Origin of the sequence: Microbacterium lushaniae, from assembly GCF_008727775.1 — a bacterium.
GTDB lineage: Bacteria > Actinomycetota > Actinomycetes > Actinomycetales > Microbacteriaceae > Microbacterium > Microbacterium lushaniae.
Map to the genome: position 1 here is coordinate 1655391 of NZ_CP044232.1, position 19711 is coordinate 1675101.

Annotated in this window: 20 protein-coding genes and 1 pseudogene; 7 read left to right on the forward strand and 14 right to left on the reverse strand. The window is 69.2% G+C overall.

Annotation, left to right across the window (positions count from 1 at the left end; genetic code table 11):
• The first annotated feature begins 46 nt into the window (after window positions 1-46).
• Genes tatC through lnt form a run of 3 tightly spaced genes read left to right on the forward strand, consistent with a single transcriptional unit; the run spans window position 47 to window position 4857 of the window.
• Window positions 47-805 (forward strand): twin-arginine translocase subunit TatC, encoded by a 759-nt coding sequence (tatC, locus tag F6J85_RS07760; protein WP_150927278.1) that lies wholly within the window; start codon window positions 47-49, stop codon window positions 803-805.
• Window positions 802-3288 (forward strand): DEAD/DEAH box helicase, encoded by a 2487-nt coding sequence (locus tag F6J85_RS07765; protein ID WP_150924505.1) that lies wholly within the window; start codon window positions 802-804, stop codon window positions 3286-3288. Before tatC ends, F6J85_RS07765 begins: the two co-directional genes overlap by 4 nt.
• Before the next feature lie 39 nt (window positions 3289-3327).
• The gene (lnt, locus tag F6J85_RS07770) at window positions 3328-4857 is read left to right on the forward strand and encodes an apolipoprotein N-acyltransferase (protein ID WP_150924506.1); all 1530 of its coding nucleotides are present in this window, start codon (window positions 3328-3330) and stop codon (window positions 4855-4857) included.
• A 72-nt stretch (window positions 4858-4929) separates the two neighbouring features.
• On the opposite strand, the gene F6J85_RS07775 is transcribed toward lnt, so the two are convergent.
• From F6J85_RS07775 to F6J85_RS07790, 4 genes are all read right to left on the reverse strand, one after another.
• Window positions 4930-5307, reverse strand: coding sequence for an RNA polymerase-binding protein RbpA (locus tag F6J85_RS07775; RefSeq protein WP_135065978.1), 378 nt, complete (start codon window positions 5305-5307; stop codon window positions 4930-4932).
• A 106-nt stretch (window positions 5308-5413) separates the two neighbouring features.
• Window positions 5414-6190: a glycerophosphodiester phosphodiesterase family protein gene (locus F6J85_RS07780; protein WP_150924507.1), complete on the reverse strand. Its 777-nt coding sequence runs from the start codon at window positions 6188-6190 to the stop codon at window positions 5414-5416.
• Between the two features lie 3 nt (window positions 6191-6193).
• A complete protein-coding gene (locus F6J85_RS07785; protein WP_150924508.1) occupies window positions 6194-7267 on the reverse strand; it encodes an SPFH domain-containing protein in 1074 nt (357 codons plus the stop codon).
• Window positions 7264-7737 carry an NfeD family protein gene (locus tag F6J85_RS07790; RefSeq protein WP_202980882.1) on the reverse strand — a complete coding sequence of 158 codons (474 nt, stop codon included), beginning with the start codon at window positions 7735-7737 and terminating at the stop codon, window positions 7264-7266. Before F6J85_RS07790 ends, F6J85_RS07785 begins: the two co-directional genes overlap by 4 nt.
• A gap of 125 nt (window positions 7738-7862) precedes the next feature.
• On the opposite strand from F6J85_RS07790, the gene F6J85_RS07795 reads away from it, so the two are divergent.
• Window positions 7863-8627: an SDR family oxidoreductase gene (locus tag F6J85_RS07795; protein WP_150924509.1), complete on the forward strand. Its 765-nt coding sequence runs from the start codon at window positions 7863-7865 to the stop codon at window positions 8625-8627.
• A 2-nt stretch (window positions 8628-8629) separates the two neighbouring features.
• Window positions 8630-10624 carry a S9 family peptidase gene (locus tag F6J85_RS07800; protein ID WP_150924510.1) on the forward strand — a complete coding sequence of 665 codons (1995 nt, stop codon included), beginning with the start codon at window positions 8630-8632 and terminating at the stop codon, window positions 10622-10624.
• A 4-nt stretch (window positions 10625-10628) separates the two neighbouring features.
• Here F6J85_RS07800 and F6J85_RS18205 read toward each other — a convergent pair.
• Window positions 10629-11169 (reverse strand): annotated as a pseudogene (locus F6J85_RS18205) (DUF6226 family protein).
• Here F6J85_RS18205 and F6J85_RS07810 point away from each other — a divergent pair.
• The gene (locus tag F6J85_RS07810) at window positions 11156-11608 is read left to right on the forward strand and encodes a GNAT family N-acetyltransferase (protein WP_150924511.1); all 453 of its coding nucleotides are present in this window, start codon (window positions 11156-11158) and stop codon (window positions 11606-11608) included. The pseudogene F6J85_RS18205 and the gene F6J85_RS07810 overlap by 14 nt on opposite strands.
• Before the next feature lie 18 nt (window positions 11609-11626).
• Here F6J85_RS07810 and F6J85_RS07815 read toward each other — a convergent pair whose 3' ends face one another.
• The 4 genes from F6J85_RS07815 to F6J85_RS07830 form a co-directional block, all read right to left on the reverse strand.
• Complete coding sequence (locus F6J85_RS07815; RefSeq protein WP_150924512.1) at window positions 11627-12184, reverse strand: HdeD family acid-resistance protein; 558 nt, start codon at window positions 12182-12184, stop codon at window positions 11627-11629.
• A gap of 82 nt (window positions 12185-12266) precedes the next feature.
• The gene (locus F6J85_RS07820; RefSeq protein ID WP_150924513.1) at window positions 12267-12806 is read right to left on the reverse strand and encodes a hypothetical protein; all 540 of its coding nucleotides are present in this window, start codon (window positions 12804-12806) and stop codon (window positions 12267-12269) included.
• The gene (locus F6J85_RS07825) at window positions 12803-13963 is read right to left on the reverse strand and encodes a serine/threonine-protein kinase (RefSeq protein WP_150924514.1); all 1161 of its coding nucleotides are present in this window, start codon (window positions 13961-13963) and stop codon (window positions 12803-12805) included. Before F6J85_RS07825 ends, F6J85_RS07820 begins: the two co-directional genes overlap by 4 nt.
• A 220-nt stretch (window positions 13964-14183) precedes the next feature.
• Window positions 14184-14927, reverse strand: coding sequence for a hypothetical protein (locus F6J85_RS07830; RefSeq protein ID WP_150924515.1), 744 nt, complete (start codon window positions 14925-14927; stop codon window positions 14184-14186).
• A 491-nt stretch (window positions 14928-15418) separates the two neighbouring features.
• Here F6J85_RS07830 and F6J85_RS07835 point away from each other — a divergent pair, with 491 nt between their 5' ends.
• Window positions 15419-15652, forward strand: coding sequence for a hypothetical protein (locus F6J85_RS07835; protein WP_150924516.1), 234 nt, complete (start codon window positions 15419-15421; stop codon window positions 15650-15652).
• A 474-nt stretch (window positions 15653-16126) separates the two neighbouring features.
• On the opposite strand, the gene F6J85_RS07840 is transcribed toward F6J85_RS07835, so the two are convergent.
• Genes F6J85_RS07840 through F6J85_RS07860 form a run of 5 tightly spaced genes read right to left on the reverse strand, consistent with a single transcriptional unit; the run spans window position 16127 to window position 19563 of the window.
• Complete coding sequence (locus F6J85_RS07840) at window positions 16127-16900, reverse strand: ABC transporter permease (protein WP_150924517.1); 774 nt, start codon at window positions 16898-16900, stop codon at window positions 16127-16129.
• Window positions 16897-17850, reverse strand: a complete 954-nt coding sequence (locus F6J85_RS07845; protein WP_150924518.1) for an ABC transporter ATP-binding protein — start codon at window positions 17848-17850, stop codon at window positions 16897-16899. The genes F6J85_RS07840 and F6J85_RS07845 overlap by 4 nt, the downstream gene beginning before the upstream one ends.
• Window positions 17847-18143, reverse strand: coding sequence for a helix-turn-helix transcriptional regulator (locus F6J85_RS07850; protein ID WP_338037106.1), 297 nt, complete (start codon window positions 18141-18143; stop codon window positions 17847-17849). Before F6J85_RS07850 ends, F6J85_RS07845 begins: the two co-directional genes overlap by 4 nt.
• Window positions 18068-18493, reverse strand: a complete 426-nt coding sequence (locus tag F6J85_RS07855; protein WP_150924520.1) for a hypothetical protein — start codon at window positions 18491-18493, stop codon at window positions 18068-18070. Before F6J85_RS07855 ends, F6J85_RS07850 begins: the two co-directional genes overlap by 76 nt.
• Window positions 18490-19563 carry an ABC transporter permease gene (locus tag F6J85_RS07860; RefSeq protein WP_150924521.1) on the reverse strand — a complete coding sequence of 358 codons (1074 nt, stop codon included), beginning with the start codon at window positions 19561-19563 and terminating at the stop codon, window positions 18490-18492. Before F6J85_RS07860 ends, F6J85_RS07855 begins: the two co-directional genes overlap by 4 nt.
• Between the last annotated feature and the right edge of the window lie 148 nt (window positions 19564-19711).

Genomic DNA, 19711 nt, shown 5'->3' on the forward strand with positions numbered 1-19711 from the left:
ACGGGTGGGAGAACAGCCCGGCAAGCCGCGACGGCGTGACCGTCGCATGTCGCTCGGCCAGCATCTCATCGAGCTGCGCAAGCGGCTGATGATCGCCGCGGCGGCGCTGGTCGTAGGCATGGTCGTCGCGTTCTTCATCACCGACGGCGTGATCGACGTGCTCACGGAGCCCATTCGCACGGTCGCCGCCGACCGCGGCACCGACCTCGTCGCCCTCAACTTCGACACCGTCACGTCCGCGTTCGACATGCGCATGCGGATCGCCTTCGCGATCGGCCTCCTGCTGTCGGCGCCGGTCTGGATGTGGCAGATCTGGGCCTTCATCATGCCGGGCCTCACGCGCAAGGAGACCCGGTACACCGTCGGGTTCGTCGCTGCCGCCGTGCCGCTGTTCTTCGGCGGATGCGTGGTGGGCGTGGTCATCATGCCCCACATCATCGAATTGATGGCCACGTTCGTGCCCGATCAGGGTGCGCAGCTGTTCACCGCCGTCACCTATTACGACTTCGTCTTCAAGCTGCTCATCGTCATCGGCGTCGCCTTCGTGCTTCCTGTCTTCCTCGTGGCGTTGAACCTCGCCGGCGTCATGAGCGGGAAGGCGATCCTGAAGGGCTGGCGGGTGGCCGTGCTGGTCGCGACGATCTTCGCCGCCCTGGCCACCCCCGCCGCCGATGTCGTGAGCATGCTGCTGCTGGCGGGCATCCTCGTCGTGCTGTTCTTCGCCGCGGCCGGCCTGTCCCTGCTGTTCGACCGCCGCCGCCGGCGCCGGGAGAATGCCTTCCTGCCGCCGGAGGCCGCCGCGTGAGTCAGGCCAGCCCCGCCGAGCGCTTCGCGCGCGCGTCGCAGCGGGCACAGCATCCGCTGACCACCGAGTTCGCCGCCATGCAGCGCTTCGAACTCGACGAGTTCCAGGTCGCCGGATGTCAGGCGCTCGAAGAGGGCCGCAGCGTCCTGGTGGCCGCGCCCACGGGCGCGGGCAAGACCATCGTGGGCGAGTTCGCCGTGCACCTGGCGATGCAGGAGCCGGGTGAGAAAGCGTTCTACACGACGCCCATGAAGGCGCTGTCGAATCAGAAGTTCCGTGAGCTGGTCGAGGTGTACGGCCCCGACGAGGTGGGTCTGCTCACCGGAGACACCAACATCAACGGCTCCGCGCGCATCGTCGTGATGACCACCGAGGTGCTGCGGAACATGCTGTACGCCGACTCGTCGGCCCTGCACGGACTTCGCTACGTCGTGATGGACGAGGTGCACTACCTCGCCGACCGGTTCCGGGGCGCGGTGTGGGAGGAGGTCATCATCCACCTTCCGCCCTCGGTGCGCCTGGTGTCGCTGTCGGCGACGGTGTCCAACGCGGAGGAGTTCGGCGATTGGCTGGACACCGTGCGCGGTGACACGCAGGTGATCGTCTCCGAGGTGCGCCCCGTGCCACTCGAACAGCACGTGCTCGTGCGCGGCGACCTCCTGCCCCTCTTCGACGACCGGGCCGGTGTCGCCACCGCCCAGGTCAACCAGGAGCTCCTGCGTATCCGCTCCGGGTCGGGGGCGACGTATGAGAACAACCGCCGCAACCAGGCGTACCGGTCCGGACGCCAGGCGGGCACCATCGCGCAGGGGCGCCGACCCCCGCGACCCGGTCAGCGCCCGGTGCGCTCGGCGAACATCCCGCGCTTCGAGCGGCTCGACCGCCCGCAGGTGGTCGACCTCCTCGCCCGCTCGAACCTCCTGCCGGCGATCTTCTTCATCTTCAGTCGCGCGGGCTGCGACGGCGCCGTGCAGCAGGTGCGGCGGGCGAACCTGCGGCTGACCTCGGCGGAGGAGCGGCAGGAGATCCGAGAGATCGTCGAGGAGCGCACCCGCACCCTCCGCGAGGAGGATCTCGCGGTGCTCGGCTTCTGGGAGTGGCGCGACAACCTCGAGCGCGGCGTCGCGGCCCACCACGCCGGGCTCCTGCCGGCGTTCAAGGAGGTCGTGGAGGAGCTTTTCCAGCGCAAGCTCGTCAAGGCCGTCTTCGCGACGGAGACTCTCGCGCTCGGAATCAACATGCCCGCCCGCACGGTCGTGCTGGAAAAGCTCGAGAAGTTCAACGGCGAGGCGCGCGTGGCGATCACGTCGGGGGAGTACACGCAGCTCACCGGCCGTGCGGGGCGGCGGGGCATCGACGTGGAAGGCCACGCCGTCATCCAGTGGACCGAGGGGCTCGACCCGCAGTCGGTCGCCGCACTCGCCTCGCGCCGCACGTATCCGCTGAACTCCAGCTTCCGCCCCACCTACAACATGGCCGTGAACCTCATCGACCAGTTCGGGCGGTCGCGGGCCCGCGAGATCCTGGAGTCCTCGTTCGCGCAGTTCCAGGCCGACCGGGCCGTCGTGGGACTGGCCCGCCAGGTGCGCGAGGCGGAGGAGTCGCTGGCCGGGTACGAGCAGGCCATGACGTGCGATCGCGGCGACTTCCGGGAGTACTCCGCGATCCGCCGCGAACTCGCCGACGTCGAAAAGCTCAACCGACGCGACGCGACCGCATCGCGCGCGACACGGGAGAAGCGGCAGCGCGAGCTGCTGTCGCTGCGCAAGCGCATGCAGCGTCACCCCGCCCACTCCTGCCCCGATCGCGAGAACCACGCGCGGTGGGCGGAACGGTACTGGAAGCTCAAGCGCTCGACCGACAAGACCCGTTCCCAGATCCGCTCCCGCACCGGCACCGTGGCGCGCACGTTCGATCGTGTCGTGGACGTGCTCACCGAACTGCAGTACGTCGTCGCGGACGACGACGGCACGACGCGCCTGACGCCCGCGGGGCGCACGATGCGCCGCATCTACGGTCAGCGCGACCTGCTGGTGGCGGAGTCGCTGCGCCGCGGACTGTGGAGCGGCCTAGATGCTCCGGCCATGGCGGCGATCGCGTGCTCGCTCGTCTACGAGCCGCGTCGCGACGACGCCGGTCCCGGTGAGCACGGGCTGCCCCGTGGCGTCTTCCGGCCGGCGCTGGATGCCACCCAGACACTGTGGCAGGAGCTCGACGACCTCGAACGCGAGCATCGCCTTCCCGGCACCGAGCCCATCGCGGCGGGGCTGGCCAGCGCGATGCACCAGTGGGCCCGCGGCGGACCGCTTGACCGGGTGCTCGTGGACGCCGACATGGCTGCGGGCGACTTCGTCCGCTGGGCGAAGCAGACCATCGATCTGCTCGACCAGCTCTCCCTCGTCGCGGACGGCCCCGTCGCGACGGTGGCCCGCCGGGCCCTGGACGGCGTGCGGCGGGGAATCGTCGCGTATTCCACCGTCTGACACAGCCTCCGGTCAGCATCCCGCGGTTAGGGTCGATGCGTGCCCCGACCCCGTCCGCCGCTGCCGTTGTGGGCCGCGGTGCTCACCGCCGCCGTCGGTGGCATCGCGCTGGATGCGGCGTTCCCCGACATCGGCGCATGGCCGCTGGTGTTCGTCGGCATCGCCTTCGCTCTGGTCTCCCTGATCGGGCGGAGCGTCGGCGGCGCACTGCTGGTGGGGCTGGTGTTCGGCGCGGCGTTCTGGTTCGTGCACGTGTCGTGGGCGACGCGGTACCTGGGTATCGTGCCGTGGCTGGGCCTGGCCGGCGTCGAGACGGTCTTCTGGGCCGTGGGCTCCGTGCCGATCGCCCTCGCCTACCGGTGGCTGCCGCGCGTCCTTCCGGGCAGGTGGGCGCAACTGGTCGCCCTGCCGGCGCTCGTGGCGGGCCTGTGGACGATGCGGGAGCTGTGGACCGGCTCGTGGCCCTACACCGGCTTCCCGTGGGGGCGCATCGGCATGAGCCTGTCCGAGAGCCCGCTCGCGGGCATCGCATCGTGGACGGGGGTCACCGGCCTGACCTTCCTCGTCGTCGCGTTCACGGCCGCCGTGGTGGAGTGGGTGCGGGCCGCGCGCTTCCGTGACGTCCGCACCGCGGTGCCCGCCGCGGCGCTGGGTGTGCTCCTGGTCGCCGTGCCCGCGTTCCCCACCACGCCGGCCGGCACGCTGCGAGTGGGCAGCGTGCAGGGCAACGGCCCGAGCGGGTACTTCGATGCGCGGGGCCCCGGCGACCTGATCAACGCGCAGCTTGCGGCCACCGCCCCGCTGCTGGGGGAAGAGCTCGACCTGCTGGTGTGGCCCGAGGGCGGGGTGGACTCCGACCCTCTGCAGACCCCCGGCACGGCACGCACGCTCGACGCCCTGTCGGAGCGGATCGGCGCGCCCCTGCTCGTCAACGCCGCCACCGGGCGCGGGGCCGACGTGTTCAACACCTCGATGCTGTGGACGGCCGAAGAGGGCCCAGGGCAGCTGCACGACAAGACGCATCCGGTGCCCTTCGGCGAGTGGGTGCCGGACCGGTGGTTCTTCGAGATGATCGTGCCGGACCTCGTCGGCCTCATCGGACGCGAGTACACGCCCGGCACGAATCCGCCCGTCCTCGATCTGGACGGCATCCCGATCGGTCTCGCGATCTGCTTCGACGTCATCTACGACGACGTCATCTGGGAGGGGGCGCGCGACGGCGCCCAGCTGTACGTCTTCCAGACGAACAACGCCGACTTCCGCGACACCGACGAGAACCTGCAGCAGCTGGCCGCCGCGCGCATGCGCGCCATCGAGACCGGGCGCGCGGTCGTGAACATCTCCACGGTGGGCACGAGCCAGGTCATCGCCCCCGACGGCACCGTGATCGACGCGCTGCCGGCGGGGGAGGCCGGCGCGATGCTCACCGACGTGCCGCTGCGCGAGGGTCTCACGCCGGCGTCGGTGGTGGGCCCGGCCGTGCAGGTGATCCTGGGATGGGGGAGCCTGCTGACCCTCGTCGTGCTGGGCGCGCTGACCTTCTGGCGAGACCGCCGCACCCGCGCCTGACGCCCGCTGCGGGCATGCCCGCACGCGACGATGCCGGCCCCCGAGGGGACCGGCATCGTGGTGGGCCTGCGCTCAGGCCGAGAGCTTCTCCGGGGCGCTGCCGCCTCCGCGGCGGGCGCGGATGTAGGCGAGGCGCTCCTCGAGCAGTTCCTCCAGCTCGGGGAGGGTGCGCCGCTCGAGCAGCATGTCCCAGTGCGTGCGGGGCGCCTTGTCCTCGCTGTGGTCGACGGTGGCCGTGCCCTCGCCGATGCGAAGCAGCGCCTCGGCGCCGCACGTGCGGCACTCCCAGGACGGGGGCACCTCCGCGTCGGCGGCGAATGTCAGTGTCGTGTCACGTGCACAGGACGTGCAGGTGTAGGTGTGCTGTGTACGGTCGTGAAAAACGACGCCCTCTTCGCTCTGTAGGCTCTGGGCGCCGAGTCGCACTCCGCGAAGACTGCGGTCTGCCATTGTGTGGTCCTCTCGTCGCTGTTCAGGTATAACGCTCTGCGCTGGGCGAACCATCCGAACGGGACCTGCTCATCGAGCATTCACAGAGGATGCTCAGGGGCATTGTTCAGGCGGAGAGAGCGAGTGCGACGTCCGCCCGATCGGTGACGAGACCGTCGACGCCGGCGCGGCGCAGCCGCCGCATGTCCTCTGGATCGTTGACCGTCCAGACGTGCACCTCGACGTCGTGGGCGTGCGCGGCGTCCAGGAGCCGCGGCGTGAGAACGCGCAGCCGCCGATGCCGCTCGGGGATCTGCAGCGCGTCCAGGTCCCGGAGTGCAGCGTCGGTCGCGCGGCGACTGCGCATGGTCAGCGCCGCCAGCAGGCGGCCGAGGGTGCGGGAACCGGGGGAGGTGGCGGGCAGGAGCGGCGCGCCGGCCCGTTCGGCGGCGGCGAGGGCTGCCAGCCGGCGCTCGTCGGAGAAGCTCGTGAGCAGCACGCGCTCGGCATGCGGCGCGACGAGTCGGCCCACCGCCTCCTCGGCACCGTCCGCTTTCACATCGAGGTTGAAACGCAGGTCCGGGAAGGCATCCAGGGCCTGCTCCAGGGTCAGGAGGCCGCCGCGGTCGGCCAGCAGGTCGGCCAGCTCGTGCAGCCGGACGTCCGCGACGCGGCGCGGGTCGCCTGCGATGCGCGAGAGGTCGTCGTCATGCACGAGCACGACGACGCCGTCGGCGGTCAGGTGGCAGTCGGATTCGACGAACTCGACCCCCGCGGCGTGGGCGGCGGCCACGGCGGCGAAGGAGTTGTCCACGACGCCCGCGGCGGCCGCATCCGGCGTCACCAGACCGCGGTGGGCCAGGACCCGGGGCGTTCGCGCGCCGCGGAGGTAGGGGTGCACCATCGTTTACGCGGGCGCGCCGGAACCGAGGTCGCCGGGGCCCGGGGGCACGCTGGAACGAGCCTGCGCGGCGATGTCGTCGGCCGCGGAGGCCGCTTCGCGCGCCGCGGCGACAGCCTCCGCCGCGCCGTCGCGCGGGGGAGCGGGCTGCGGGGGGCGGGGTGCCCGGCGCAGCGCCGGCTCGGGCTGGCGCCCGCCGAACGCATCGCCGATGCCCTTGAGCGCCTCGGTCAGTTCGCTGGGGATGATCCACAGCTTGCTCGACGGGCTCTCACTGATCTTCGGCAGGGTCTGCAGATACTGATAGGCGAGGAGCTTCTCATCGGGGTCGCCCTCATGGATGGCGTGGAAGACCATCTGGATCGCCTCGGACTCGCCCTGGGCCCGGAGGACGGCGGCCTGCTTGTCGCCCTCCGCGCGGAGGATCTCCGCCTGCCGACGCCCTTCGGCCTCGAGGATCTGCGACTGCTTCGAGCCCTCCGCCGTGAGGATCGCCGCACGCCGGTCGCGCTCGGCACGCATCTGCTTCTCCATGGAGTCCTGGATGCTCACCGGCGGGTCGATGGCCTTGAGCTCGACGCGACCGACCCGGATGCCCCACTTGCCGGTGGCCTCGTCGAGGACGACGCGCAGCTGGCCGTTGATGTTGTCGCGGCTGGTGAGCGCCTCCTCGAGATTCAGCCCGCCGACGACGTTGCGGAGCGTCGTGGTGGTCAGCTGCTCGACGGCGCCCAGGTAGTTGGCGATCTCGTAGGTCGCCGCACGGGCGTCGGTGACCTGGAAGTAGACGACCGTGTCGATGGAGACGACGAGGTTGTCCTCGGTGATCACCGGCTGCGGCGGGAAGGACACGACCTGCTCGCGCATGTCGATGAGAGGGCGTACCCGGTCGATGAAGGGGACCAGGATGTTGAGACCCGGCTGCAGCGTCTTGTGATATTTGCCGAGGCGCTCGACGACGCCGGCACTGGCCTGCGGGATGATGCGGATGGCGCGGAAGAGCACCACCACGACGAAGATCAGGACGGCGATCGCCAGCGCCCAGCCGATCACGGTGGGGATGACCTCGGATGCGGTCATTCGGGGAGCTCCTCGGGTCGGGGGCGGACGTAGGCGGTGGCACCGTCGATGCGTGCGACCCGGACGGGGGTGCCGGGTTCGATCTCGCCCCGGCCGTCGCTGCGCGCGGTCCAGATGTCACCGTTGGCGAGCTTGACCTGCCCCGCGAATGTGGACACCGTGGCCAGCACGCGGCCTTCCAGTCCGAGCAGCGCGTCGACGTTGGACGGACTGCTGTCGGAGCTGCGGTGGAGGCGCTTGAGCAGCGGGGGCCGAAGGGCCAGCAGCAGGACGGCGGCCACGGCGGCGGCGAGGATCACCTGCAGCCACAGCGGTGCACCGAGCAGATCCGAGCCCAGGCCCGCGAGCCCACCGATCGAGAGCATCAGGAAGGTCAGATCCAGCGTGAGCATCTCGATGACCAGGAAGATCAGCATGAGCACGAGCCAGCCGATCCATGCCCATTGCGCGACGTTCTGGAGTAGGTCCACGATGCGCCTCCCCTCTTTCCGAACGTACCACGCGGGGTGTGCGCCGGGCCCGGATTGGTAGGGTCGAACAGTCGTGCGCGACCCCCGCGGCGCGGCGCAGAACCCCGTCGAACCAGGAGACCCCCGTGTCACAGATCCTCCCGCCCGACTCGCTCCGGGGTAAGACCGCTCTCGTGACGGGATCCTCCCGCGGCATCGGCGCGGACACGGCGCGTTACCTGGCGCAGGCCGGTGCCAACGTCGTGGTGAACTACCGCAACAAGGCCCCGCGGGCCGAGAAGCTCGGTGCGGAGCTGCGCGGTCTGGGCGTGGAGGTCCTCGTCGTGGGCGCCGACCTGACCGACTCCGATTCGGTGCAGGCCATGTTCGACGAGGTGCAGCGTGCCTTCGGCAACCTGGACATCCTGGTGCTCAACGCCTCCGGTGGCATGGAGGCGGGCATGGGTGAGGACTACGCCCTCGCGCTCAACCGCGACGCGCAGGTGCGCGTTCTGGAGACGGCCATGCCGCTCCTCGGTGACGGCTCGCGGGTCGTCTTCGTCACGAGCCACCAGGCTCACTTCATCCGCACGACGCCGACGATGCCCGAGTACGAGCCCGTCGCACTCTCCAAGCGTGCGGGCGAGGACGCGCTCCGGGAGTTCGTGCCCGAGCTCGCCGAGCGCGGGGTCGGGTTCGTCGTGGTCTCGGGCGACATGATCGAGGGCACCATCACCGCGACCCTCCTGGAGCGCGCCAACCCCGGTGCGATCGCGTCGCGACGCGAATCGGCCGGTCGCCTGTACAACGTGTCGGAGTTCGCCGCGGAGGTCGCCCGGGCCGCGGTTGAGCCGATCCCCGCCGACAACACGCGGCTGATCGGTGACACGTCATCATTCGGGCAGGAGTGACGATGCGCGCCGACGACATCGAGGCCCTCGTCTCCCTCGGACGCCCCGCGCTGGCCCGCGACGGCTCCTTCGCGGTGGTGGCCTCCTCACGTCCCGACATCGCAGCCAACCGCAACGTCGGTCAGCTGTGGCGCATCGATCTGCCCGACGGAGATCCCCGGCGGCTCACGCGTGGCACGGCGGATGCGGCGCCCGAGATCACGCGTGACGGCACGCGGGTGGGCTTCCTGCGCGCAGACACGAAGAATCGCCCGCAGGTGTTCGTCGTGGCATCCGGGGGAGGGGAGCCGGTGCAGGCCACCGACGCTCCCTCCGGGGTCGAGGCGTTCGCGTGGTCGCCCGACGGCACGAGCTTGGCCTACACCGCCCGCATCGCCGAGGACGGCCGTTACGGCACCGTGGAGGGGCTGGATGCGACGGCGGAGGCGCCGCGGCGCATCACGGCCATCCGGTGGAACGCCAACGGCCTGGGCTACCTCGCCGATCGCCCCGCGCAGCTGTTCGTCGTGGACGCGCCCGACGTCGATGCGGAGCCCTTCTACGAGCCGGCCCCGCGCGTGCTCGCGGAGGGCGAGGACGCGCCGGTCAAGCCGGTCGTGGCGTCCGAGGCGGTCGCCCTGACGGAGGGCCCGGTCAGCTGGGGCGCACCGACCTGGACCGCCGACGGGCGCGAGCTCCTCGTGGTCCCCGACGTGCTCGAGCAGGATGCTCCCGACCTGCGGCGACCGGTCGTGGCCGTCACCGTCCACGACCGTTCGACGCGCGAGGTGGTCGGCACGACCGCGAATCTCGATGTGAACGATGTCGCCGTCGCCGACGACGGCACCGTGTTCCTCCTCGCCAACGATGTCGGCCCCCGCGGGCTGGACTTCGTCGCGCCGGGTGTGGCGCTGTGGATCGTGGAGGGGAGCGGCCCCCGCATCCTCACCGATCCCGAGACGATCGACCTCGGTGAGGTCGGCAGCCAGGCGACGCCGATCGGATCCGACGTCCTCGTCCAGGACCGCACGCGCGGCCGCGTGCGCCTGCTGCGCGTCACCCGCGACGGCGGCGTCACGGAGGTTCTCGGGGGCGACGTGGAAGTGGCGGGGGTCGCTGCGGCGGGGGAGCGGATCGTCGCCTCGGTGAGCACGCCGGAATCTCTGGGCGAGCTCGTGCTGATCGATGGCGCAGGATCGCCGCGCGTGATCACCGACTTCGGTGCCGCCCTTGAACGTGCGGGGCTCGTCGCGCCGCGCGAACTCGAGGTGCCGGCGCGCGACGGTTACCGGGTGCACGGATGGATCGCCACCCCGGAGGGGGAGGGCCCCTTCCCGGTGCTGCTCCAGATCCACGGCGGGCCCTACGCCACGTACGGCGTGCACGCATTCGATGAGACGCAGGTGCTCGTAGACGCCGGCTACGCGGTCGTGTACTGCAACCCGCGCGGCAGCGCCGGATACGGCCGCGCGCACGGCCGCGCCATCCGCGGTGCGATGGGAACCATCGACTACACCGACATCATGGACTTCCTCGACGGCGCTCTCGCGGCCGACGAGCGGCTGGACGCGGGCCGGGTCGGTGTCATGGGCGGCTCCTACGGCGGGTACATGACGGCGTGGATCATCGCGCACGAGTCGCGCTTCGCCGGCGCGATCGTGGAGCGCGGGTTCTTGGACCCGGTGTCGTTCCAGGGCACGAGCGACATCGGCGCATTCTTCGGCGACGAGTATGTGGGGACGGATCCGGACGCGATGCGGGCGCAGAGCCCGATGGCCGTCGTGGACCGCGTGAGCACCCCGACCCTGGTCATCCACTCGGAGCTGGACTTCCGCTGCCCGCTCGAGCAGGCGACGCGCTACTACAGCGCGCTCAAGCGCCAGGGCACCGAGACGGAGATGCTCATCTTCCCCGGGGAGAACCACGAGCTCACGCGCGGCGGTCAGCCGCGTCACCGCGTCGAGCGGTTCACGGCCATCCTGGAATGGTGGCGCCGTCACCTGCCCGTGAGCGCCTGACCGCTCAAGCGACCGGCCAGGCTGCCCATCCGTCGGGCTGGGTCCGGAGGATGGGCCTGGCCGCTCTGAGACGCTCCGCGGGGAGGGCTCGTGCGGGCGTTTGCCCGGACGACGCTCCGTCGGGGTAGGTGAACGCGTGCTCGACCCGGGGGCGGAATCCGCGTTCGGCGCTCTCGCGGTAATGGCCGGTGACGACGGCGAGCACCTGCTGCTCCAGGAGGTCGGCTTCGGCATTCCAGGTGGAATCGCACGCGTCGCAGCCGCACACCGGGTAGCGGAAGTCGTGCAGCAGACCGGCGTGCAGCAAGACGCCGGGGTATGCGGTGAACACTGAGGGCGTCGGCGATCGTGTGGATCGGAGCGAAGCGCACCGGATGGGTGTCGACGGAGTAGGTCTCCTCCGGGGGCGACCCCTCCCATCTGTTCCCGTAGTCGATGACCTGGCCCTCAGCGTCGTGGAAGACCGGCGCATCGATGGGCGGGCGCGAATACGGTCTCACATCGTCATCCTCGCGCACGTACTCTGACGGGATGACGATCGACATACGAACCGTCACCGCCGGCGACCGGGCCGGATGGTGCGATCTCTACGAGGGCTACCGGACGTTCTACGAGATCCCATCGGACCCGACGGCGGTGCGGACGGCGTGGGACTGGGTGTCAGCCGGCGAGCACGGCTTCATCGGGCTCGTCGCCGTCGACGCCGGGCGGATCGTCGGGCTGGCCAATCTCCGCCGGTTCGCGCGCCCGTCCACGGCCGGCATGGGGCTGTATCTCGACGACCTCTTCACCGCCCCCGATGCCCGCGGTTCCGGCGTGGCCACCGCACTGCTGGAACGGGCGGGCGACATCGCGGCGCAGGAGGGCGCGAACGTCGTCCGGTGGATCACGGCGGAAGACAACGCCACCGCCCGCCGCGTCTACGACAAGGTGGCATCGGCGACACCGTGGGTCACCTACGACATGCAGCCGGCGGCGCCCTGACCCCGCCGGCGGTCGGACTCAGAGCCGGCTGCGGCCGAACATGAAGGCGCGCACGATCTGGATGACACCGAGCACGATGAGTCCGATACCCAGGAACAGCCACAGCAGTGCCACGTAGGCGGGCGTGAAGACCAGCACGATGCCGGCGAGGATGCTGACGATCGCGAAGAAGATCGTCCAGCCCTTCGAAGCCGCGTCGCCCAGCGTGGAGAGCGACACCACACCCTCCACGATCCACAGGATTCCGATGAAGACCCCCAGGAAGGCGGCGAACCCGACCGTCGCGGCGGCGAGGTTGATCAGGGCCACGACGCCCGCGACGACGAAGAGCACGCCGAGGGCGATGTAGCCGACGCGGCCCCATCCACCCAGGACCCGGGAGAAGATGCCGAGCGCGGCATATACGAGTCCTGCCACGACCGCCCAGATGGCGATGATGGCGACGGCGACCTCTGCCGTCCGCCCGGGCCATACGAGGATGAGGATGCCCACGATGAGGGACAAAGCGCCGCTGACGCCGAGGGCGGTGCGGATGGAGGTCACGGCGCCGCGCTCGAAGGACGTGTCCAAGGACATGGCGCCCTCCTTTCTGTGAGGAAGCTGAGACGCTTCGGGCTCACCATAGGGCACCCCCGGACGGAGGGGGAGAGGCCTGCGATCAGGGGACTTCCCCCGTGCCTTTCCCGTTGTTCTCCTTGCCCTTCTCCTCGCCCTTTCCCTCGTTCTTGTCTTTCCCTTTGTCCTTGTCCTTGTCCTTGTCCTCGCCGTTGCCGTTGCCGTTGCCGTTCCCATTGCCGTTGTCTGCCGGTCCGCCGTCGTCCGAACCCGGGTTCTCGTCGCCGGCGGGCGTCTCGTTCACCGGGGCCTGCTCTTCGGGGACGACCGTGACGGGTTGCTCGGGTTCGGGCGCCGGCGTCGCGAGCGCGGCGAGGTCGGCCCGCACGAGCGCGATGGTCGCCAGGAGGCGGTCCGCTTCATCGGCCGTCAGACCACCGTCCTCGCGCGACGAGCGGACGCGGGACTCGACCTGGTCGATGGACGTGGTCGCTCCGGTGAGATCGCCTGCGGCAGCGTATTCCGCGGCGGTGACCACGAGCGCACGCAGGTCCTCACCGGGCGAGGGCGGGCTGCCGCATCCCGCCAGCGCGACGGCCGCGGCCAGCAGCAGGCCGACGAGGGCCGGTGCCCGGCGCATCATGGCGACACCTGATCCAGGAGCTGACGCATGTGCTCACCGAGGGGCTCGGGCAACGCGGGGAGCGTTGGGTCCGGTGCGGGGGGGCCTCCCCACACGGTCGCAGCGAGCACCGCCGCGACGAGCCCGGCGACGACGAGGACGGCGGCGGCGATGAGCCACATGGCGCGTCGGCGCGACGAGCGTGCGGGGAGCGGGACATCCGATGTCTCGTCAGCGGGCAGCACCGCCGTCCGGTCGGTGACGTCATGCGGACCGGCCTCGGCTCGGGGCGCGGGAATGGTCACCGCCGTCGGATCCCAGCCTCCGCTCTCCTCGGTCTTCAAGCGCACGGCGGCACGCTGGATCGCGTGCGCGTCGGGCCGGTGGGCCGGATCCATCGCCGTCATGGCGGACAGGAGGACGCGCCATCCGTGGGGGAGTGCGGCCGGAACCTCGGGGGAGCGCACGAGTCGTGCGACGAGCGCTTCGTGGGGCGTGGCCTGCGCGTATGCGCGTCGCCCGGTGAGGGATTCGAGCAGCACGAGGCCGAGCGCGTACACGTCGGCGGCCGCCGTGGGCGTCTCGCCGCGGGCCTGCTCGGGGCTGAGATACGCCGCTGTGCCGATGAGCGTTCCGGTCGCGGTGACCCGCGCGGAGTCGATGAGGTAGGCGATCCCGAAGTCGGCGAGCGTCGCGCGCGGCGGCTGGGACGGCATCGGGGCGGGGCGCAGCAGGACGTTGGACGGTTTGACGTCGCGGTGTACGATGCCGCGCGCGTGGATGACGTGCAGCGCCTCGGCCAGGTCGGCGGCGACGGATGCGGCGGTGACGGGGTCCAGCGGTGCGTCGGCGATCCGCTCGCTCAGTGTGGGGCCGTCGATGAGTTCCATCACGAAGTACGACGGATCCTCGTCGAGCCGCGCATCGAAGAGCGTCACGAGTGATGGATGCGTGAGCGAGGCGAGCACGCGCGTCTCTGACGCCACGCGGGCGCGGTCGGTGCCATCGGCGGTGCTCGCGGTGAAAACCTTGACGGCCACGGCCCGCTCGAGGTGTTCGTCGATCGCGCGGTACACGCTCGCGTACCCGCCCCGCCCGATCAGCGCCTCGAGGCGGTAGCGGCCGCCGAGCACGCGCCCGGGCGCCGGGGCAGCGGGGGAGTGCGCGAGATCCGTCACGACGTCCCTCCCGCCCGAGCAGGTTCTCTCGCGATCGTTTGCACGGCCACAGACTACGGCTGCGGGCAGCTTCGCAGGAGGTGCGTGCGGCACGAACGTCGGAGTGCTAAGTGGCGTCGGCGCTGGGAGTCCGCCCTGTCCGCTTACCGCTCACCCGCCGATCTTCCGGCGTCCAGGTCGCTGCACGACCTGTGCAGATTCGACCGGGGCCGCCACGCCGTCACGGCCGCGTCGGGGATTCCGACCGTGTCGCCGTCTCGCCGTCGTCGAGGAGCCACCAGTCGCCCAGCCGCACTGCGGAGGCGCGCTCGACGAGGCCTCTGTCGACAAGGCCGCGCCCGTGCAGGACGTCGAGGATCTCGCGTCGCTCAGCGAGCAGCGCCTGCTGCTCCTCGCCGGGGAGGGAACGCATCCGCGTGCCCAGCGCAATGAGCCTGGTCTGCCGCATGGTGTGGTTGCGCGAGCCGATCAAGCGTGCGACCAGCCCGACAGCGCCCAGCACGCCCGTGGTGACGATGGGGACCGCGAGCATCGGCAGATCCGCCGGTCCGGAGCGCGAGGTGTGCCACCACATCGCGACAACCGCCGCTGCTACCGAGAGCGACGCGGCGGCGATTCCATAGCCATCCTTCGGCCGGCCGAAGCGCCACCAATCGATGAGCGCCCACGCCTGACCGACCGCGGCGATCCAGAAGCAGATCACAGCGACCGAGCGCGCGAGATCGGGACTCATGAGGTCGGTGCCGGAGAACACGTCGGCCCCCGAGCCGCCGAAGGGGGCCAGCACCCCGCCCAGCGGAGCCACCAGTGCGATCGCCTTTACGGGCAGAGCGATCGTGGACAGCGCCATCCCACTCCGAAGCGATGGGGTCTCGAGCGCCTGCTGCCACTCGAGCGTGGCCAATCGCACACCGTCCTCGAATTGATCCTCGCGGGCGTGGCGGACGGCGCTGGACTCGGTCACAACATCGGTTGTAGCAGAGATGGGTGAAGCCGTGCGGATCAGCCTCGGCTCGGGGCATCCTAGACGGCGGGCGTCAGGCGTCAGCGCGTCGATCGCGTCGAAGAGACGGCGCCTGACACGAGGCTCGAGCTTGCGGATCTAGCGCGACGCGTCTAACGAGGATGACGCTCCTGAGGGCGGGCGATCGGATGGACAGCGTGAGTGCCATTGAAGTCTGAGCAGGGCCTCACGTAAGAACAATCCCGTCGATTGACCCAGTGCCGATAATGCACATTATGTCAGATTAGAGTCGCGTTAGCCGAAGCCGGCCCCCCTCCCCACCGCTCGGGATCATGCGTCCACATCAACGCGCCTGCGTGGTCCCGATCATCGTCTCCGGCTCTCAAGGTTTCGATGATCGGCCCGCTTAGTGAGAAACGGGTAACGCGCGTTCACAGCAAGACGTGCGTTACCCGTGTACGAAGTCAGCTGGCCCGGTCTACGTTGACTTCATGGACAACGGAGCATGGCTCGTGGCGTTCATCCCTCTGCCGTCCGTTCTCCTTATGCTCGGAATGTTTGCGGCGATCATCCTATTCGGACTGGTTTTCGCTTTGAATCAGATCGTTGGGTTGATCATCTCGGCCACGCTCACCTACATCCGCCGCAGAAAGAGGGCCGCTGTCCAGGCATCGTCACATAAAAAGGAAGCGGATATCGCAGCAGGCCGCTACAAGGACTGTTAGGTCAAGGTCAGCGCCTTCGCCGCTGGTTGGTTCACGCCCCCCAGTAGCGGACTGTCTGCCCGCCGTATCTCTCCATGGTCGCGCACCATTGGTGACCCACTCCCCCGTCGCTCGCCCCTGACATTCGCTCGTCGCTCAACGGCATGGCCCGACGGTTCGGCTCTTTGGTCGCGGTATGGAGTTCGATACCTGTGCGGATTGCGGCCGAACCCTTGACGCCCACGACCGGCACATCAAGTTCGCACTTCCGGACCCGATCCTAGACGCTGGTGAAATTGACGCAGAGGACATGTGGATGTCAGGACCGAATGCACGCAGCAGACGTCGACGACTGGCTGCTCTCCGGCCCGACGACGCACCGCACTGCTCGCGAGTTCGTACGATGGGCGATCCGTCACCGCCACCTCGGCCACGGCCCACTCCCCTTACCGCGTCGCGGAGACCGCCTTGCTCTCATCGTCACTTCAGTCGGGGTCAATCCGATTTCGTCCATCGGAACAGGCGAGGTGTCGCGCACGAGACGACGAGTGTGAGCAGTCCCATGAGGAACCACGTGAGACCAACTGGCAGGGTCGGGGCGTTGCCTCCGATCTGCGCGTTGATCGAGTCCACGAGCCAGGTCGTCGGTAGCCCAGACAGCGCGATCCTGACTGCCGGGGGGTAGATGCCCAGCGGGAACAATGCGCCGGAGGTGACGAGGACGAGCATCGGGACGATGTACGACAGTTGCAACGCGGCGTCCGGGTTGGTCATGCGTGCGGCGAGGAGGTAGCCGAGCGAGAGGATCATTCCGGCTCCGAGCAGCAGGGTGAATGCCAGCGGCAGCGCCTGGCTGGCGTCGAGTCCGCCGATCAGAGCGACTGCGATGACGATGACGGTCTCTGTGAAGATGATGGCTGCACGTATGGGAACGTGCGCGAGCAGAAACGTTGCTCGGCGTGCCGGGGTGGTTGCGAGCTGCCGGAGGATTCCGCGGTGACGGTAGTTGACCAGCGGCACGGTCGTGATGACGAACGCGACCGCCATGAAGCCTGTAACGCTGACGAGTCCAAGGCCGCTCTGCAGAATCCGAGGCGGTTGTCCCATCGAACCTGCGATGATCAGGTCGATTCCTCCGAGAAGCGCGATCAGAGCGATGAAGCTCACCAGGATCGCGAGGACCGCTCGGCCATCTCTGATGACTTCGCGGGCGTGTGTCCTCACCAGCTCCGGGAACTGGCTTCGACGTATCGGTGCAACCGCGGTCATGGCATCACGTTGGTGGATTCCGTGGGCTTCCGGTCGGCGGCGTCGAGGAACACGTCTTCCAGGGAACCGTGTTTGACGGCGTAGTCGAACGCGTGGAGCCCGGGGGTGAAGGTCAGACGGCGCAGCACCGCGTCGGCGTCATCGGTCACCACGGCTACGCGGGTGCCGCCGTACGTTTCGGTGGTCGTGATGTCGCCGGTCAGCCCGAGTGCGTTGATGTCGATGCCGGTGGTCGTCGGCGGCAACGTGAACGAGACGGTCGCGGTCGCCGAGTACTGCCGGATGAGGGCATCGGGCTCCCCTTCGACCGCGATGCTCCCATGGACGAGGATCGCGAGCCGGTCGCACACCTGTGTGGCTTCATCCATGTGGTGAGTCGAGAGCAGTACCGACGTACCACGCTCGCGCTGTCGTTCGATGATGCTCCAGAGGTTGCGCCGCGATGCCGGGTCAAGACCGGCGGAGGGCTCGTCCAGGACGAGAATCTCGGGCTTGCCGACCAGTGCTATTCCGATCAGGAGGCGGCGTTCCTGTCCGCCGGAGAGGTTCTTGACGCGGGCGCGCGCTTCGTCTTGGAGCCCGACTTCTTCGATGATCGCCTCGGGGTCCTGGCGCGCCCCGTAGAAGGAGGCGAACAACTGGATCGTCTCGCGCACGGTCAGGGTGGGAAACAGCGCCGCCGCCTGGGGCTGCACCGCGACGCGTTCAGTGATGCGGCGGCGGTCCCTTGCCGGATCGACGCCGAGAACGGTGACGGTGCCGGAGGTCGGGCGACGCAACCCGACTATCGTCTCCAGCGCTGTGGTCTTGCCTGACCCGTTGGGGCCGAGTAGCCCGAATACCTCACCCCGACGCACCGAGAAGGTGATGCCCGCGACCGCTTCCTTCTCGTCGTAGACCTTCCGCAGCGCGTCCACGACGATCACATCCTCGGGCGCTCGGGTGGTCATCGTCTGCCTCCGGTCGGCGGGGTGTCAGTCTCCCCGGGGAAGAAGATCGCTTCGATCGATACCTGGAATAACGCCGAGATACGGAATGCCAGCGGGAGCGAGGGGTCGTACTTCCCGGTTTCGAGTGCGTTGACGGTCTGACGAGACACGCCGAGCGACTCGGCGAACTGCACTTGCGTCCAGCCACGCTCGGTGCGGAGGCGCCGGACGTCGTTCCTCATCGGTTCGCCCGGAACGAGAACGCCCCGAGCGAGACCCCCCAGGCCGCCATCCCACCGATGAACACCGCCCATTCGCTGTGACGTGTGTCAATCCCGGCGCCAGTGACGAGGGCGATCGCGAGCGCGATCAGCATCGCCGCACCGAAGCCCACGGTGAAGCTGTGTAGCAGGAGCGCGCGTTGAAGCTCGTCGACGCGGCGAACGTGACGTGCCATCGCGATCACCATCCACAGGACGGGCGCTATGGGAGTCAGGGCGATGACGACGCTCCACGCCGATCCGGGCTCCGTCACGACAAGTCGCGGCAGCACCAAGAACAGGAGGAGGTAGGCCGCGACGCCGATCGTGAACTCCCCCACGTAGCGCCGTCCCGCACTGCGCTCGGCACGTGTTCGCCCGCGCAGGTCATCGTCGTTGCTCATGGCGTTACCTTCCTTCGCTGGCCCGTGGGCGTCGGTTGTCTCGGTTCGGACTGGTCCCACTCGAAACGCCGTGCCGCGAGCAGAAGTGCGCCGCACGCTCCCAGCCCCATGAACAGCCACAGAACCGGCAGGGGAACGAACGAGTCAGCGCCGGTGAGGTCAGCGTTCACCGCGGCGACGAACCACGTCGTCGGCAGTGCGTTCATCGCAGCCTGGGCAACGACCGGAAGCGCACTCGGCGGCACGATGCCGCCCGATGCGAAGACGAGCAGGATCGTCAGCATCGCCATGCCCTGCTGGGTCGCCTCGGCATTCCGTGACCGCCCCGCGAACACCAGCGCGAGAGCGAACAGCATCGAGCTCCCCGTAACGACAGTCACAGCGAGGCTGACCACGTCGAGCCCATCGACATAGCGGCGCCACACCGCGATCACGACGATGATGAGAACTTCGACGAGCACGACGACAAACCGCGCGGGCACCTGGGCCAGCAAGAACGTGGAGCGGCGAAGCGGCGTGGTTCCGAACAACCGGAGCAGCCCTCGCTCTCGCATGCCCACGAGCGGGACCGTCAACCCGATGAAGGCCGCACTCGAAATAGCCGTCATCGCCGCCACACCCAGGTACGCGCGCAACGGATCGAGCCTCACATCGCCACGATCGTCAACAACAGTGATCGCATGGGCCGAGAATCCCGCATCACGGAGAGCAACCCATATCGAGTTCCATGCCGGGCGAGCCGACCCATCCAGCACCACGGAAACACGATCGCCATCGCGCCGGACCTCCGCGTTTCGGTCGTCCACTCCCGGATCGACAACTGCGACACCGGCTTGCTCCAGAGCCTGTGACACCTGCACGTCTGCAGGGATCACTGCAACGGTCGGAGAAGCGCCCAAGACCGTGAACGTGACCCACATCGACACATAGATCGCCACGATCACCACGAACATGAACAGCATCGACAGGCCGCTCAACGGATTGCGCAGCATGTCCCGGCCGCTGATGGTGGCAAGCCGTGCATAGGCCGCGCGGCTCGACCACCACCCGACTCCGACCCTGCCGCTCATGGCGATTCATCCCCTTTGCAGCCCATCCGAGGCAGTGACAAGGACGCTTGACAGAGTTCAGCCTGTACCAGTCCGGGACGGGGTGTCAAGGTCCCTTGTCTTTCCCTCCGCTTCCGCCGGAGCGTCCCCTCCCTCTTTCGAAGCGCGG